At 32.3% G+C, this 13799-nt stretch carries 15 protein-coding genes; 8 read left to right on the top strand and 7 right to left on the bottom strand.

What is annotated here, in order from left to right:
* Positions 1–209: 209 nt before the first annotated feature.
* Together C7J89_RS04555 and C7J89_RS04550 are read right to left on the bottom strand one after the other, a co-directional pair.
* Positions 210–1136, bottom strand: coding sequence for an LCP family glycopolymer transferase (locus C7J89_RS04555; RefSeq protein WP_229294337.1), 927 nt, complete (start codon positions 1134–1136; stop codon positions 210–212).
* 150 nt (positions 1137–1286) lie between these two features.
* A complete protein-coding gene (locus C7J89_RS04550) occupies positions 1287–2081 on the bottom strand; it encodes an inositol monophosphatase family protein (RefSeq protein ID WP_103295635.1) in 795 nt (264 codons plus the stop codon).
* Positions 2082–2478: 397 nt separating this feature from the next.
* Here C7J89_RS04550 and C7J89_RS04545 point away from each other — a divergent pair, with 397 nt between their 5' ends.
* The gene (locus C7J89_RS04545; RefSeq protein WP_061853535.1) at positions 2479–3171 is read left to right on the top strand and encodes a helix-turn-helix transcriptional regulator; all 693 of its coding nucleotides are present in this window, start codon (positions 2479–2481) and stop codon (positions 3169–3171) included.
* 28 nt (positions 3172–3199) lie between these two features.
* Here the strand turns inward: C7J89_RS04545 and C7J89_RS04540 are convergent, their stop codons facing one another.
* On the bottom strand, positions 3200–3925 hold the full coding sequence (locus C7J89_RS04540; RefSeq protein WP_103295636.1) for a CPBP family intramembrane glutamic endopeptidase: 726 nt from the start codon (positions 3923–3925) through the stop codon (positions 3200–3202).
* A 493-nt stretch (positions 3926–4418) separates the two neighbouring features.
* Here C7J89_RS04540 and C7J89_RS04530 point away from each other — a divergent pair, with 493 nt between their 5' ends.
* The 4 genes from C7J89_RS04530 to C7J89_RS04515 are packed head-to-tail and all read left to right on the top strand — an operon-like array spanning position 4419 to position 8694.
* Positions 4419–5456 (top strand): MupG family TIM beta-alpha barrel fold protein, encoded by a 1038-nt coding sequence (locus C7J89_RS04530; RefSeq protein WP_103295637.1) that lies wholly within the window; start codon positions 4419–4421, stop codon positions 5454–5456.
* 14 nt (positions 5457–5470) lie between these two features.
* Positions 5471–6355 (top strand): N-acetylmuramic acid 6-phosphate etherase, encoded by an 885-nt coding sequence (gene murQ / locus C7J89_RS04525; RefSeq protein WP_103295638.1) that lies wholly within the window; start codon positions 5471–5473, stop codon positions 6353–6355.
* A gap of 21 nt (positions 6356–6376) precedes the next feature.
* The gene (locus tag C7J89_RS04520; RefSeq protein ID WP_061853540.1) at positions 6377–7816 is read left to right on the top strand and encodes a PTS transporter subunit EIIC; all 1440 of its coding nucleotides are present in this window, start codon (positions 6377–6379) and stop codon (positions 7814–7816) included.
* Positions 7817–7818: 2 nt separating this feature from the next.
* Complete coding sequence (locus C7J89_RS04515; protein WP_061853541.1) at positions 7819–8694, top strand: MurR/RpiR family transcriptional regulator; 876 nt, start codon at positions 7819–7821, stop codon at positions 8692–8694.
* A 104-nt stretch (positions 8695–8798) separates the two neighbouring features.
* Here the strand turns inward: C7J89_RS04515 and C7J89_RS04510 are convergent, their stop codons facing one another.
* Positions 8799–10187 carry an amino acid permease gene (locus C7J89_RS04510; RefSeq protein ID WP_103295639.1) on the bottom strand — a complete coding sequence of 463 codons (1389 nt, stop codon included), beginning with the start codon at positions 10185–10187 and terminating at the stop codon, positions 8799–8801.
* A gap of 292 nt (positions 10188–10479) precedes the next feature.
* On the opposite strand from C7J89_RS04510, the gene C7J89_RS04505 reads away from it, so the two are divergent.
* Positions 10480–10839: a hypothetical protein gene (locus C7J89_RS04505; protein WP_061853543.1), complete on the top strand. Its 360-nt coding sequence runs from the start codon at positions 10480–10482 to the stop codon at positions 10837–10839.
* On the top strand, positions 10836–11021 hold the full coding sequence (locus C7J89_RS04500) for a hypothetical protein (RefSeq protein ID WP_061853544.1): 186 nt from the start codon (positions 10836–10838) through the stop codon (positions 11019–11021). The genes C7J89_RS04505 and C7J89_RS04500 overlap by 4 nt, the downstream gene beginning before the upstream one ends.
* Before the next feature lie 56 nt (positions 11022–11077).
* On the opposite strand, the gene C7J89_RS13390 is transcribed toward C7J89_RS04500, so the two are convergent.
* The 3 genes from C7J89_RS13390 to C7J89_RS04485 form a co-directional block, all read right to left on the bottom strand.
* Complete coding sequence (locus tag C7J89_RS13390) at positions 11078–11269, bottom strand: hypothetical protein (protein ID WP_081108151.1); 192 nt, start codon at positions 11267–11269, stop codon at positions 11078–11080.
* A 20-nt stretch (positions 11270–11289) separates the two neighbouring features.
* A complete protein-coding gene (locus C7J89_RS04490; RefSeq protein WP_103295690.1) occupies positions 11290–11925 on the bottom strand; it encodes an HAD family hydrolase in 636 nt (211 codons plus the stop codon).
* Between the two features lie 119 nt (positions 11926–12044).
* On the bottom strand, positions 12045–12959 hold the full coding sequence (locus tag C7J89_RS04485; protein ID WP_103295689.1) for a bile acid:sodium symporter family protein: 915 nt from the start codon (positions 12957–12959) through the stop codon (positions 12045–12047).
* A gap of 252 nt (positions 12960–13211) precedes the next feature.
* Here C7J89_RS04485 and C7J89_RS04480 point away from each other — a divergent pair, with 252 nt between their 5' ends.
* Positions 13212–13748 carry a hypothetical protein gene (locus C7J89_RS04480; RefSeq protein WP_103295688.1) on the top strand — a complete coding sequence of 179 codons (537 nt, stop codon included), beginning with the start codon at positions 13212–13214 and terminating at the stop codon, positions 13746–13748.
* Positions 13749–13799: the final 51 nt, after the last annotated feature.

Raw genomic sequence — 13799 nt, 5'->3', positions numbered from 1 at the left:
ACCTAGTGTATACCCAATAAACTAAAATGTTAAGGTATTTCACAACATTTTTCACATTCTTTTTTTATGAAATTTAAATCGTCTTATAACTATTTTAGCTAAAAAATATTAGGTTTTAATGAACGCTAATATAACTGAGCGTATAAAAAAAGAGACCTTCTGTTAACAGAAGGTCTCTATCTCAATCTTTATACTGTGAAGTTGCGAGCTTATATGCCCAGATTATCGTCTATAGCTGATTTAATGCTTTTTAATGAATCTTCACTTGGTACGAAGTAATACAATCCATCGTCTTGAATGCCACCTTGACCGTCTAATTGATGTCTATTTACTGTGTCATTTGCTTTTTTGTATTTGCCTCTAATTGTGTTAATGTCACCAATTGATAAGTCAGTTTTCACATTATCTTTGACGTGATTCATTAAAGAATTGAAGTGTGTTACAGATTTAACGCTTGTCAATTTGTTTGCTAGAGCTTCCATAACAATTTGTTGTCTTTGTTGTCTACCGAAGTCTCCACCTGCGCCACTTTCTTTTCTACTTCTGATAAATGCCATAGCTTGCTTACCATTTAAGTGAACTTTTTGTCCTTTTTCAAAGCTTTGACCATCATATGAGAAAGTACTATTACTTACAACTGTTACACCACCAAGTGTGTCAATCATTTCTTTCATACCGTCCATATCGATTGTTGCATAATGATCAATAGGCACGTTTAATAATTTTTCTAAAGATTTAACAGCCATGTCAGGTCCGCCATAAGCATATGCGTGATTGATTTTTTCGGTTGTCCCTTTACCTACTATTTTAGCTTGTGTATCACGAGGAACACTTACGATTTCAGAAGTTTTTTTCTTAGGATTCATAGATACGACCATAATTGAATCACTACGTTGGCCACCGTTATTCGCAGCACGTTTAGCGTCTGAATCTACCCCAAAAAATGCGATTGTGAACGGTTCACCTTTTTTTAAACTTACATCTTTACTTCTTAATGATGACTTATTTCTATCTAAAGGATTATGTATTGCGTTTCCTACTGATAGTATTTTAAACCCTAAATAAATTACTGCAATAACAGCTAATAATGCAAGTATGCCAATTATCCATAAAATAGCTTTTTTCGGCGCACTCATCTTTTTCTTTGTATAGTAATCTGAGCGGTTCACTCACATCACTCCTATTCTATTTTTCTTTTTTAATTACTTATCAAATATTATATATTAAACGTCATATAAAAGCATAGTGCTTTAGACCTATATTTTAATTTATATAGAATTAATTAGTTAAAATTTTTCATAACCATTTCCACTATTTAATATATTCAAAATTTCCTCGTGACAACCTTCGTTACTAATAATAAATGGTCCACTCGTAGCAAAATCAAGTTTTTCGTTGCTTAGTGTCGTCATTTTAAGACCTAATTCTTGTGCGAATAAAAACTGTGCTGCAATGTCCCATGGTTTTGGATTTGTATTAATATGTGCACCAAATTGTCCATGTATTACTCTTACTGAATCTAAACCACATGATCCAATAAAACGGTAACTAAATGCTGCGTCGTATAGCGCATTAATCGTGTCATTATTCATTACTTGTGAATTAAATGAAATAATTAAATCCTTTAACGGTTGAGGTTCGGGTTTTTTAATTTGTGTGTCATTCGTATACGCACCTTGTCCTTTTATAGCCTTATGTAATGTTTGATTCGGATAATCATATATGTATGAAAGTGTTGGTATACCATCAACAAAATACCCTAAGATAATACAATAATCATATTGTTGTTTGACTAAATTAGTCGTTCCATCGATTGGATCCATTATCCAAACATGACCTTCTTTTGGTTTAATATCATCATTATTTTTTTCTTCTGCAAAAAGTTGATGCTGCGGATAGTTTTCGCTTAGAAATTGTTCGAAATGTTGTTGGATAGTTTTATCAACGTTCGTAACTAAATCAAATCTATTTTTTTTAGTCGTAGTTTCCATTTCAGCAATTAATTGTGGTATAACAGCATCTAATGTACTTAACCATTCTCTAATATGTTTATCTATTTGTAGTAAGTCTTCTTTTTCCATTATTACACCTCTCAACACTTTTTTACCTTTGCATAATTTTCTTCATTCTACCATATATCCCCTTGTTCAACTATCATACTTTTACCACTCTATAATGAAACAAAAAAACCGACTAGTTTAACTAGCCGGCATTAGAAAGGAAAGTAAGTAATAAATATTGAAGATGTTTGAATAGTAACTAAAGCAATTAAATATTCAACAAAACTATATGTATATAGCTACCCCTTTGTTTTTCTTTAATGCTATCCCCTTTGTTACTGATTAATATATTAACATATGTCGCACAATAATGTAAGCGTTTTCTTAAAATTTTTTAATAAAACCTGTCTGAATATCGTCATCATCGTATTTGTGCTATACTAAATGTAATATGTAATGATTTGGGAGGTGACTTTCTTTGAACAAACGCGAAAGACAAAATATGATTGTAAATGCAATTCATCATAATAAACAAATAACTGCAGCTGAATTAGCTAACAATCTCAAAGTTTCCAAACGTACTATATTAAGAGATATACAAGATTTAGAAGATCAAGGTGTTAAAATTTTAGCTAAACATGGCAAGTTGGGCGGCTATCAATTGCAAGAATCTCAACATAATTACGCAATCGAACTTACAGAAAGTCAGTTATCTGCTCTATTTCTTGTGTTAAATGAAAGCCAATCAATTTCCACATTACCTTATAAAGAAGAAATATCAGCAATAATTAAAAAATGTTTAAACTTACCATATAGTAAAATGAGAAAGACACTCAAACGATTAGATCGTTATATCAAATTTGAGCAACATGAACATGTAGCATTACCTTCACTATTTTCCGATTTATTAATTTATTGCACTGAACGTAATGTAATGTCAATGGAATACTTTGATGAGGAACAATTATTTACAGAAAATGTTATTTTCATTGGATTAATTTGTGAAAATGGACTTTGGAAAGCGGTCGTTTTCGAGATAGGACTTGGTAGTACTAGTGAAATTCCTATCGCAAATATTCAAGATATAGCTTACTCATTTGAGAAAAAAATAAAAACGCAAGATATATCTATTAAAAACTATCGTGAATTTTTAAATCCAACTGAAGTCTAAACTCCAGTTGGATTTATGCTATTTATCATTACATTAAAATTGTAATGATAAATGCTATTAAGTTATTCAACATATGCAAGCAGACGCTTACCCCTAATTTTCTTCCAGATTTTAAATAAGCATAGACGATACCAATCGCAATAATGCAATAACTTCCAAATTCTAACGGCGAGGCTGCATCTGTAACGTGCATAAAACTAAATGCAATGACAGATATAACTCCCATTATTTTGAAATTGAATTTTTTTCCTAACTCCCCGATTAAAAGATGTCTAAAAAATAATTCTTCAATAAAAGGACCAACGATGACTATTAGTATAAAGGTGATTGGTAAAAATACTGGGTTACTAAAAATGACTTGTAACGATAATTCATTTTGCGTTTCCTCAAACCCTAAGTCTCCAGGTAAATACTGTACGCCATAATTATATATGTAAGACAGTAGATATGTAATTACAAATACTAACACTATAAATTTCCAATGTTTTACTATGTAATTAAAATTTTCATTAAATCGAGCCACAAAACTTTTTCTTTTTAAGACCCAATAACAAACTATAGTTGCCGTATAGGCAAGTAGTTGTACCAATGCTCCTAACATGACATGTTCACTTTTAGATAAATCGTCAACCACAACACTGGAATAAAATCTGCCTAACAATATAAAAATAATCATCGCTACGATGAGTATTGGGATTACTAAAAAATCAATCTTATTTATTTTAATTTTGCTATACTTCTCACTTCTCAACATAGTTGTACCTCGCTCTATCCTACTTCTCACTCATCTCTCTTATTTGAAAGGAATGTATATATTTAATGATACTACAACAATTAATAAAATTAGAACAGCAAATCAACAGCCTATTAAATGATATTGAACTTTTTAAATTTGCCTACATTACTAATGATAAAAAACTTAATACTTACCAAAACAACGTAAATGACAATATTCATAACTTATATAACGATTTAAAGGAACAACCAATTATACATACTTCCCTTCTGCATTATAAGTTTTTTAATTTTTTAACTGATTGTTATTATAATCCGATTGAACCTTTGGATAATGGAAATACTAAAGTATACATTGAAGACATACAAAGAAGATTGCTTTTATTACATGAAAGTATCGTCTTTATATTGAAATAATATTTCAATTAATATTGAACTCCTACGCCAAATTGTAATACTATTTCATATATTGTATAATGTAATCGATTACATAAGAATGGAGGGATACTACAATGCACGGTTTTGCTGTTTATTTAGGACAAAATATAAACAAAAACTATATTCAAACTATGATTGATTTGAATTATGACACCATTTTCACGTCGATGCAGATACCAGAGGAAAACGACGCTACTAAAATAGAGTATCTAACGTCTCTTTTAACCTTCTTACAACATACGAACATAACTTACATTATAGATATAAACCCTATATTACTAACTGAATCTTTATATAATGATTTATCATTTCCAAATGCGAATATTGTAATTCGCATAGATAACGAAACATCTAAGGCGGTCGTAAATGACATTATCAAACACGGTTTCAAATGTTGTTTAAATGCCAGTACAGTTTCTCATCATTTATTAAATGATTTATATCACTCAGTGACCAACTTTGATCAAATACTTTATTGCCATAATTATTACCCTCGTCCAGATACAGGACTTGATTGTAACCATGTCGCACATCAAAATAAATTAATTTTATCATTTAACAACGAAGCAGTTATTTATGGTTTTATACCAGGAAGTACAACAAGAGGTCCATTACATAAAGGTTTGCCAACCTTAGAAGAAGCTCGTTTTGGTAATCCTATTGTAAATGCGCATAACTTATTAGCAACCGGCATTAACAATGTACTCATCGGGGATAGCGCTATAAATTATGATGAAGCATCTCTGATAAGTGATTATTTGCATAAACAGCATATTTCTTTAAATGTGACGTTGTTTGATAAGCAGTATGAACAAATTTTTCAACATCAACATACGTCGCGACCTGATAATCCTGCGACTAGTATTCGGTCGCAAGAAGCAAGGTCATATTGTCAAACAACTATCATGCCACTAAATACCGATGTGAGAAATAAAGGTGATATAACGATTGATAATCATTTGAACGGCAGATATGAAGGAGAATTACAAATGATGAAGTCTAACTTACCTAGTCATCCACATGTCAATGTTGTAGGCCATATTGACGAAGACGATATTGCTTTATTACATTGTATAAAATGTAACTATACTTTTTCATTAAACATAAATTAAAGGAGATGAATAAAGTGAATCATTTATCTACAGAAAAAAGAAATAACGCTACACAACACTTAGACGAAATGACTATTCAAGAGGCACTTACAGTTATGAATCAAGAAGATCAAAAAGTAGCTTTATGTATTGAACAGTTATTACCTCAACTTGCTGAAGTCGTTAACTTAACTACACAACAATTTAATCAAGGTGGCAGGATTATTTATATTGGGGCTGGAACAAGTGGTCGTTTGGGTGTACTTGATGCGGCAGAATGTGTACCTACTTTCAATACTACGCCAGAAGAAGTCATTGGGCTTATCGCGGGTGGTCAACAAGCTATGACTCAAGCTATTGAAGGCGCTGAAGACAGTGAAATCGGTGCTCAAAACGATTTACAAAGTATTAATTTAACTTCATCGGATGTAGTTATTGGCATCGCTGCTAGTGGTAGAACGCCTTATGTTATAGGTGGTTTAAAATATGCACAGTCTATAAACGCTCACACTGTAGCTATCGCATGTAATACAAACGCTGAAATTAGTAATTATGCTCAATTTCCTATCGAAGTCGATGTGGGACCTGAAGTACTGACAGGTTCAACACGATTAAAGTCAGGCACCGCACAAAAATTAATTTTAAATATGATTTCTACCATCACTATGGTGGGTGTAGGAAAAGTTTACGGTAATCTTATGGTAGACGTGAAACCAACGAATAATAAATTAAACGACAGGGCAATAAATATTATTCAAGAAATATGTAATATCGACGCGCAATTAGCAAAAAACCTCTATGACAATGCACATCAAAACTTAAAGGTAGCTGTCGTCATGTATTTATGCGATTTAGATGCTGATGCAGCTGTTAATAAGTTACAAAACAATAACGGCATTATTAAAGAAGCTATCAAATAAATAATAAAGGTGGTTAATCATATGTCAAAAGAACAAAAATTAGCCGATCAAATTATATCCGCAGTCGGTGGTATGGACAATATAGACAATATAATTAATTGTATGACAAGAGTACGTATTAAAGTTATCGATGAAAGTGACGTAAACTATGATACTTTAAAATCTATTGAAGGTGTGCTCGGAGTCGTTAACGACGATCGTGTGCAAGTCGTTGTGGGACCAGGAACTGTTAATAAAGTTGCTAATCATATGGCAGAACAAAGTGGTGTGAAATTAGGTGATACCATCCCCCACCAACGACAAACGTATAGAGAAGCGGCAGAATCTAAAGCTGCGCAAAACAAATCAGAATTTCAAAGTAAGCAAAAGCGTGGTAAATTTAATAAATTATTAAAAACAATTGCTAATATCTTTATTCCTTTAATACCAGCTTTTATCGGTGCTGGTTTAATTGGAGGTATTGGCGCGGTATTAAGTAACTTAATGCAAGGTGGTCAAATATCTGGAGAATGGGTTACTCAACTTGTGACAGTCTTTAACGTAATTAAAGATGGTATGTTGGCTTATTTAGCAATCTTTGCAGGTATTAACGCAGCAAAAGAATTCGGAGCAACACCAGGCTTAGGTGGCGTTATTGGTGGTACAACATTGTTAACAGGGTTAACAGATAAAAATGCAATTACGAATATATTTACTGGTGATCATTTGCAAGCAGGCCAAGGTGGGATAATTGGTGTAATTTTTGCAGTTTGGTTGCTTAGCTTAGTTGAAAAGAGATTACATAAAATCGTACCCAACGCTATAGACATTATTATTACGCCGACGTTAACACTGTTAGTTATTGGTTTAATGACTATATTTATCATAATGCCTTTAGCAGGATTTGTATCTACAGGACTTGTGTCAGTAATAAACTGGGTTATCGGTATTGGTGGTATCTTTAGTGGCTTTATTATAGGCGCTTTTTTCTTACCATTGGTTATGTTAGGATTACATCATATATTTACCCCTATTCATATCGAAATGATAAATCAAACAGGCGCAACGTATTTATTACCAATAGCAGCAATGGCAGGTGCTGGGCAAGTTGGTGCAGCTATTGCGTTATGGTTTAGATGTCGTAAAAACAAAACATTACGTGATACAATTAAAGGTGCTTTACCTATAGGTTTCTTAGGTATCGGTGAACCACTTATTTACGGTGTCACTTTACCTTTAGGCAGACCATTCTTTACAGCTTGTATTGGTGGTGGCATTGGAGGTGCTGTGGTCGGTGGTATCGGACATATAGGTGCTACTGCAATAGGACCTAGTGGTATATCTCTTTTACCACTAATATCCGACCATATGTATTTAGGTTACATTGCAGGACTACTCGCAGCATATATAGGTGGCTTTGTATTCACTTATCTATTCGGTACAAATAAAGCTATGCGAGAATCTGATCATTTAGGTGATTAACTATGAAAAATGTACTTCATCAAATAGAGAGTAAATATCAAGATTTCACAAAAAGTGAAAAGAAAATAGCGGACTTTATATTAAAGTGTCCGCACCTTATTATAAAAATGTCTGTACAAGATTTAGCCAAAGAAATAAATACGAGTACCGCTTCAATCGTTCGTTTCAGCAAAAAGATTACGAATCAAGGTTTCCAAGAGTTAAAAATTTACGTATCCCGTTATTTACCTTCGGATACGACAAAAAATAATTATATGGAAATTATTAACAACGAAGCAGTAGATACATTAAAGAGTAAGATGTTAACACGTGCTACGGACACAATGACATACACTGCTCAACAAATCGACAATGATACGATTGATGAAGTATGTAATGTATTAAAACAGTCACGTACTATTTTTCTTTTTGGTTATGGTGCTTCTTCAATTATCGTCAATGATTTATTTCAAAAGTTATCTAGAATTGGTTTAAATGTCCGTTTGATGGAAGAAACGCATTTATTTATGACTACACTGGCAACACATGATGCGAATGATTGTATAATATTCGTGACTAATCAAGGTCATCATAGCGAAATGCAATCCATGGCTAAGGTAGCAAACGACTATCAAATACCTATCGTTACGATAACAAGCACACATTCTAACCCTATTGCTAATATGTCGAATCATACAATTGTTTATGGTTCGACAGATGAAAATGAATTACGTATGGCAGCTACTACTTCATTATTTGCGCAACTCTTTACTGTAGATGTATTATATTATCGTTATATATCGCTACACTATCGTGAAGCGTTAGATTCTATTACGCAATCTAAAATGGCGTTAGATAATTATCATAAACATTTATCAAACATTAAATTTAAACATTAATAAAGCACTTCATAGTAGCCTAGATATGGCTTCACTATGAAGTGTTTTTTCACATTAAAATAAAGGACATATTCAAATTAAATTGAACATGTCCTTATAATATATTATATTTGATCTTTTTTACTTAATTTATGATAGCCTTTTGCGAAATAGAAAATTGTCATAAATGCTAAGAATACAATTCCGATAACAACTGATACTACAGTTTCTTTATTAAATAACATACCAATAAGTACTAATAAGAAGAATAAAATAGTAACATAGCTAGCAAATTTACCACCCGGCATTGTGAATGGGTGTCCTTCTGCTTTTTCAGGATATAATTTTCTAAATCTTAAATGACTAATTAATATCATAAACCATGGCACCATACCAGGTAAGATTGACGCACTGTATACATATACGAAGACGCTATCTGCACCTTTAATAAGTAAAGGTAAAATTACGTTTAATAAGGCACCAATTAAAATACCAATTGCAATCGCAATAACTGTATATGCTGGCACACCATTTTTCATTACTTTTAAGAATACTTTAGGCATTTGCCCTTTTTGAGCTAACGTGAAAGTCATTCTACTTGCACTAAATATACCTGAGTTACAACCAGACATTGCAGCTGTTAATACTACAAAGTTAATTAATCCAGCAGCAAATGTAATACCTACTTTAGCAAATGTAGCTGTAAACGGACTACCGATATTACCAAGTTCATCCCAAGGATAAACAGTAACAATAACGAAAATTGCACCTAGGTAGAAAATTAATATACGCCATATGATACCATTAACTGCGCTTTTTATATTTTTTTGTGGGTCTTTTGTCTCACCGGCAGAGATACCGATAAGTTCAACCCCTTGATATGATCCAATAACAATTGATAATGCAAAGAAGAAGCCTAACCAACCATTAGGCATAAAGCCACCGTTTGACCATAAATTAGATAAACCAATTGCATGACCACCGTTACCGAAGCCAAAGAATATTAAACCTAAACCTGCAACAATCATTAAGATAATTGTTACTACTTTGATCATCGCAAACCAGAATTCAAATTCACCAAATGCTTTTACAGAAACTAAGTTAGCGCCTAGTAATAATAAGACTACGATAACGCCCGGAATCCATTGAGGTAAATTCGGGAACCAGAAATTCATATACTCACCGACGGCTATAACCTCACTCATACCGACGACAATCCACTGGAATATATTACTCCATGCTGTTAAATAACCAGCAACTGGATGTATGTAATCACTCGCAAAGTTAGCAAATGAGCCTGTTGTTGGATATAAGTAAACCATTTCACCCATTGCTCTCATAACTAAGAATAAAAATAAACCTGCAATTAAATAAGCAAATATAACTGAAGGTCCAGTCCATTTAATTGTACTCGTTGCCCCCATAAATAGTCCGACACCGATAGTACCACCAAGTGCGATCATTCTAATTTGACGAGCACTCAGCCCCCTATGTAATTCTGTTTCATCATTCATTTAATTCTAACCCCATCTCTCTCTTGAAAATAAACGAACATTTTAATGTTATATCTCGTTAGTATACTATAAATTTTTAATAAAAAACACAGTTTTCAAAATGTAAGGGCTTTCACAACCCCTCATATATTCTATGATACTTTCATTAAAATTGCAAAAGGTATTTTTATTTTGAATTAAAATTATTATGTTGTCTAAAAATCAAACCCTTTATAGCCCTATTGTTTTCTCGTTATAATAAAATAAAACAATATGCTATAATTTTCTCTATATTTACAAAAAGGAGTTCACTATGAACAAAAATTTATTCAGTCGTACCGTTACCATTACTATTATTTTTGGCATCCTGTTTTTTATACTGAATTACTTCGGTCAACATGATAGAAACATTCCCTATTTAGTAGGTAAATCTATTTTAGCTGCACTCGTTTTAGGTGTACTATATTTCACCTTATTTGCGATGATGCACACGCCTGAACTTAAATTTAAATTTGGAACGACTATTCCGATTGCGATGCTTATTTGTGTAATTATTGGTGGCATATTATCTGCTTTAAAAATAGCGATTATTGCCGGACTTGTTTTAGGTGTAATCGCTGGTTATATATGGGTTTATATCGATAAACGCAAACAAGGAGGTGGCCCTAAATGACTATCTTCTTAGGTATCGTAATAATTATTTTATTATTAGTGAGTTTGATACCCAACATGAGAGCTGCTAAAAATAGCAAACTTGCCGGTCAAAAAAGCACTCGTTTCAATATTATGATAGGCGTCGACGCCCTATTACTTGTATTAGTCATAGCAACGTTAATTTTTCAATTTCTAAAATAGTTAATACAAAAAAACAGATGATTATCTTTAAATTAGATAATCATCTGTTTTTTAATTTAAAATTTACTAGATAAAAAGAAATGATAAAGCAGACCGGCGCAAATCAAATAAATAATTGTACTCACTATAAATGATCTCATTTGGATTCTAAAAGGAATCTTTTTGTTAAAAATGGGTCCAAGTATCAGGTTACCTATAGCTAAAATAATAGGTCCTGCTAAAAAGAATAATATTAAATTTACAGTCATATTAAGCACCCTTCTTTGCGTTACGCTTCAAAATAGTTAGCAATTATATTTGCAGTACTCATATCTTTATCTAAATAAGCTACGCTTGCAAAATCTTGATTTTTAGTCATTTTATTCGTATTAACTATTACATCAAGACCTGCATTGATTGCTGCCGTCGCACCATTGACAGAATCTTCTAATGCCAGACAATTAGCGGGATTATAGTTTAAAGCTTGTACTGCTTTTAAATATAATTCTGGATTAGGCTTCACTTCAGTGACGTCTTCTCTACCTACGACTACATCAATATAATTTTCTAGCGCTAGTTGTTTAAATGCCGGATCGATAGACGATCTATAACTACTTGTTGCTATTGCCATAGGAATATGACGTTGTTTTAAATATTCCATTAATTTTTTTATTTCATCAAATATTGGTAGATCTTTGCTCGTATTATGATGCTCAATATATATTTTTTCTTTTTGTTCTTTACCTAGTTTATCCTCTAGATATTCGTGTAAATCATTGGCAGCACCACCAATTGAGCCCGTATAAAAATCTAGCGATACGGGTTCATGATTATGCTTGATTAAATGCTTGTTTATTATGTCATATAAATGTTTTTCAGTATCTATAATTGTACCGTCAAAATCAAATACTACCGCTTTATACATTGTTCATCCCCCAAACCGTGTTGTTTATTATATTTTCATTACTACACAGTTTATCACATAATATTTTCGTAAGTCATAAAGAAACTGAGATACGTTAACGTACCTCAGTTGTTATGTTATTATCTTTTGGACCAATATCTAGCAAGAATAGGCCCTGTAATATTGTGGACTAAACTAAACACGGCGCCAGGGACGGCAGCTAATAGATTGAAATGCACGGTTGCCAAGGAAACAGCTAAACCTGAATTTTGCATTCCCACTTCGATAGAAACAGCTTTTTTATCAGCTCTTTCTAATTTTAATAATTTAGCTAAGACATAACCTAAAGTGTAACCTACAATATTATGTAGAATAACGACCGCGAATATTAACAAACCTGTTTGTAATATTTGAGATTTGCTACCACCTACGACAGAGGCTAAAATTAATGAAATCGCAATAACAGATACTATCGGCAACGCCGTAGCAGATTTAGCAGCAAAGTTTTTAAACACTTTTTGTAAAATAAAACCAATAATAATTGGTATTAACACAACTTGGACTACTGACCATAACATGCTTCCAAAAGAAACTTTTAACCACTGGTTGGCAAATAAGTAAATTAATGCCGGTGTAACGATTGGCGCAAGTAATGTCGACACGCTCGTAATTGCAACAGAAAGTGCTACATTCGCTTTCGCTAAGTAACTCATCACGTTACTAGACGTGCCTCCCGGACAACATCCTACTAAAATAACTCCAATTGCAATTTCAGGCGGTAATTGAAAAACTTTAGCGATAACGAAAGCTGTAACTGGCATAATTGTAAACTGTAAAATTACCCCAATAATAACTGAACGCGGTGCTTGGAACACTATTTTAAAATCTTTCGGATCGATAGTTAAACCCATACCGATCATCACAATACCTAATAAGTAAGGCACATATTTACTTATTTGTGCCAATTCAGTTGGAAAAACAAACCCAATTATAGCTGCGACTAACATCCAAAACAAGAATGTGTTTGTTGCAAATCTACTTACCTTTGTTAACATCTTTAAACACTTCCCTTAATTATGTAATACAGAAAAATGTATCACACTTTAGTAATGACCTCAATATATTTTCAGAAAATTCTAAAGAATTACTTAATTAAATTTTTATTTATCAAAATAATAACAGTTCATTCCAAAGACCTAGTGCTATTCCAAAAAAAGAGTGGTACAATTTAATGGAATTAGAAAAAGCCTAACATTACCTACAACAATGTAACGCTAAAATTTATAATATAGAATGGGAGGACTCAGATGTTTATTGATAAAACAGAAACGTTTATTTTAAATATTGGTGGTTTAAGTAAACGAAAAAACCGTAAACAACTATTAAAATTATGTCGTCAAATTAACTTTTGTAGTGCTTTAAACTACACAATTGCAAAGTATAAACATATTTATGCTTTAGAAATTACCCTACCGAAACAACAATTACCTTTCTTACTAAGTTTTTTAAGTTTTAATAATTATACTATTTATCAAGTAGTTAAATCTTCGAAAGCTAGCACACTCATCGATTCAGACCAACTACCTAAAGCATCTAAACGTTTTGAAATTTATATAGACGGTTTAAGCGATGCATTTATTAAAGATAAAATCATCGATATCATGAATATGCTAACTACATCTGAGTCCATCGCATATACTATGTCTAGAAATACATTAAATGTTAACTGCTCTGTTGCAACCTTTGCTCAACTCATCTACCAATTAGCAACGAAAAATATCGACATTCTTAATGCAGTATATTGCCCTAAAGTCACTAGTACTCGTAAAGAGCGTATTTCTTAATTACATTCATTAAATGGTATAAATAAAGAGTTTGAAACATATTATAATCTT

This window comes from Staphylococcus kloosii, assembly GCF_003019255.1.
Lineage (GTDB): Bacteria > Bacillota > Bacilli > Staphylococcales > Staphylococcaceae > Staphylococcus > Staphylococcus kloosii.
This window is presented reverse-complemented; position numbering and strand designations above follow the sequence as displayed.

Bases quoted from the DNA above. Each gene is read 5' to 3' on its own strand.
- C7J89_RS04555 (WP_229294337.1), bottom strand. From the start codon at position 1,136: ATGAGTGCGCCGAAAAAAGCTATTTTATGGATAATTGGCATACTTGCA.
- C7J89_RS04550 (WP_103295635.1), bottom strand. From the start codon at position 2,081: ATGGAAAAAGAAGACTTACTACAAATAGATAAACATATTAGAGAATGG.
- C7J89_RS04540 (WP_103295636.1), bottom strand. From the start codon at position 3,925: ATGTTGAGAAGTGAGAAGTATAGCAAAATTAAAATAAATAAGATTGAT.
- C7J89_RS04530 (WP_103295637.1), top strand. From the start codon at position 4,419: ATGCACGGTTTTGCTGTTTATTTAGGACAAAATATAAACAAAAACTAT.
- C7J89_RS04520 (WP_061853540.1), top strand. From the start codon at position 6,377: ATGTCAAAAGAACAAAAATTAGCCGATCAAATTATATCCGCAGTCGGT.
- C7J89_RS04515 (WP_061853541.1), top strand. From the start codon at position 7,819: ATGAAAAATGTACTTCATCAAATAGAGAGTAAATATCAAGATTTCACA.
- C7J89_RS04510 (WP_103295639.1), bottom strand. From the start codon at position 10,187: ATGAATGATGAAACAGAATTACATAGGGGGCTGAGTGCTCGTCAAATT.
- C7J89_RS04505 (WP_061853543.1), top strand. From the start codon at position 10,480: ATGAACAAAAATTTATTCAGTCGTACCGTTACCATTACTATTATTTTT.
- C7J89_RS04500 (WP_061853544.1), top strand. From the start codon at position 10,836: ATGACTATCTTCTTAGGTATCGTAATAATTATTTTATTATTAGTGAGT.
- C7J89_RS13390 (WP_081108151.1), bottom strand. From the start codon at position 11,269: ATGACTGTAAATTTAATATTATTCTTTTTAGCAGGACCTATTATTTTA.
- C7J89_RS04490 (WP_103295690.1), bottom strand. From the start codon at position 11,925: ATGTATAAAGCGGTAGTATTTGATTTTGACGGTACAATTATAGATACT.
- C7J89_RS04485 (WP_103295689.1), bottom strand. From the start codon at position 12,959: ATGTTAACAAAGGTAAGTAGATTTGCAACAAACACATTCTTGTTTTGG.
- C7J89_RS04480 (WP_103295688.1), top strand. From the start codon at position 13,212: ATGTTTATTGATAAAACAGAAACGTTTATTTTAAATATTGGTGGTTTA.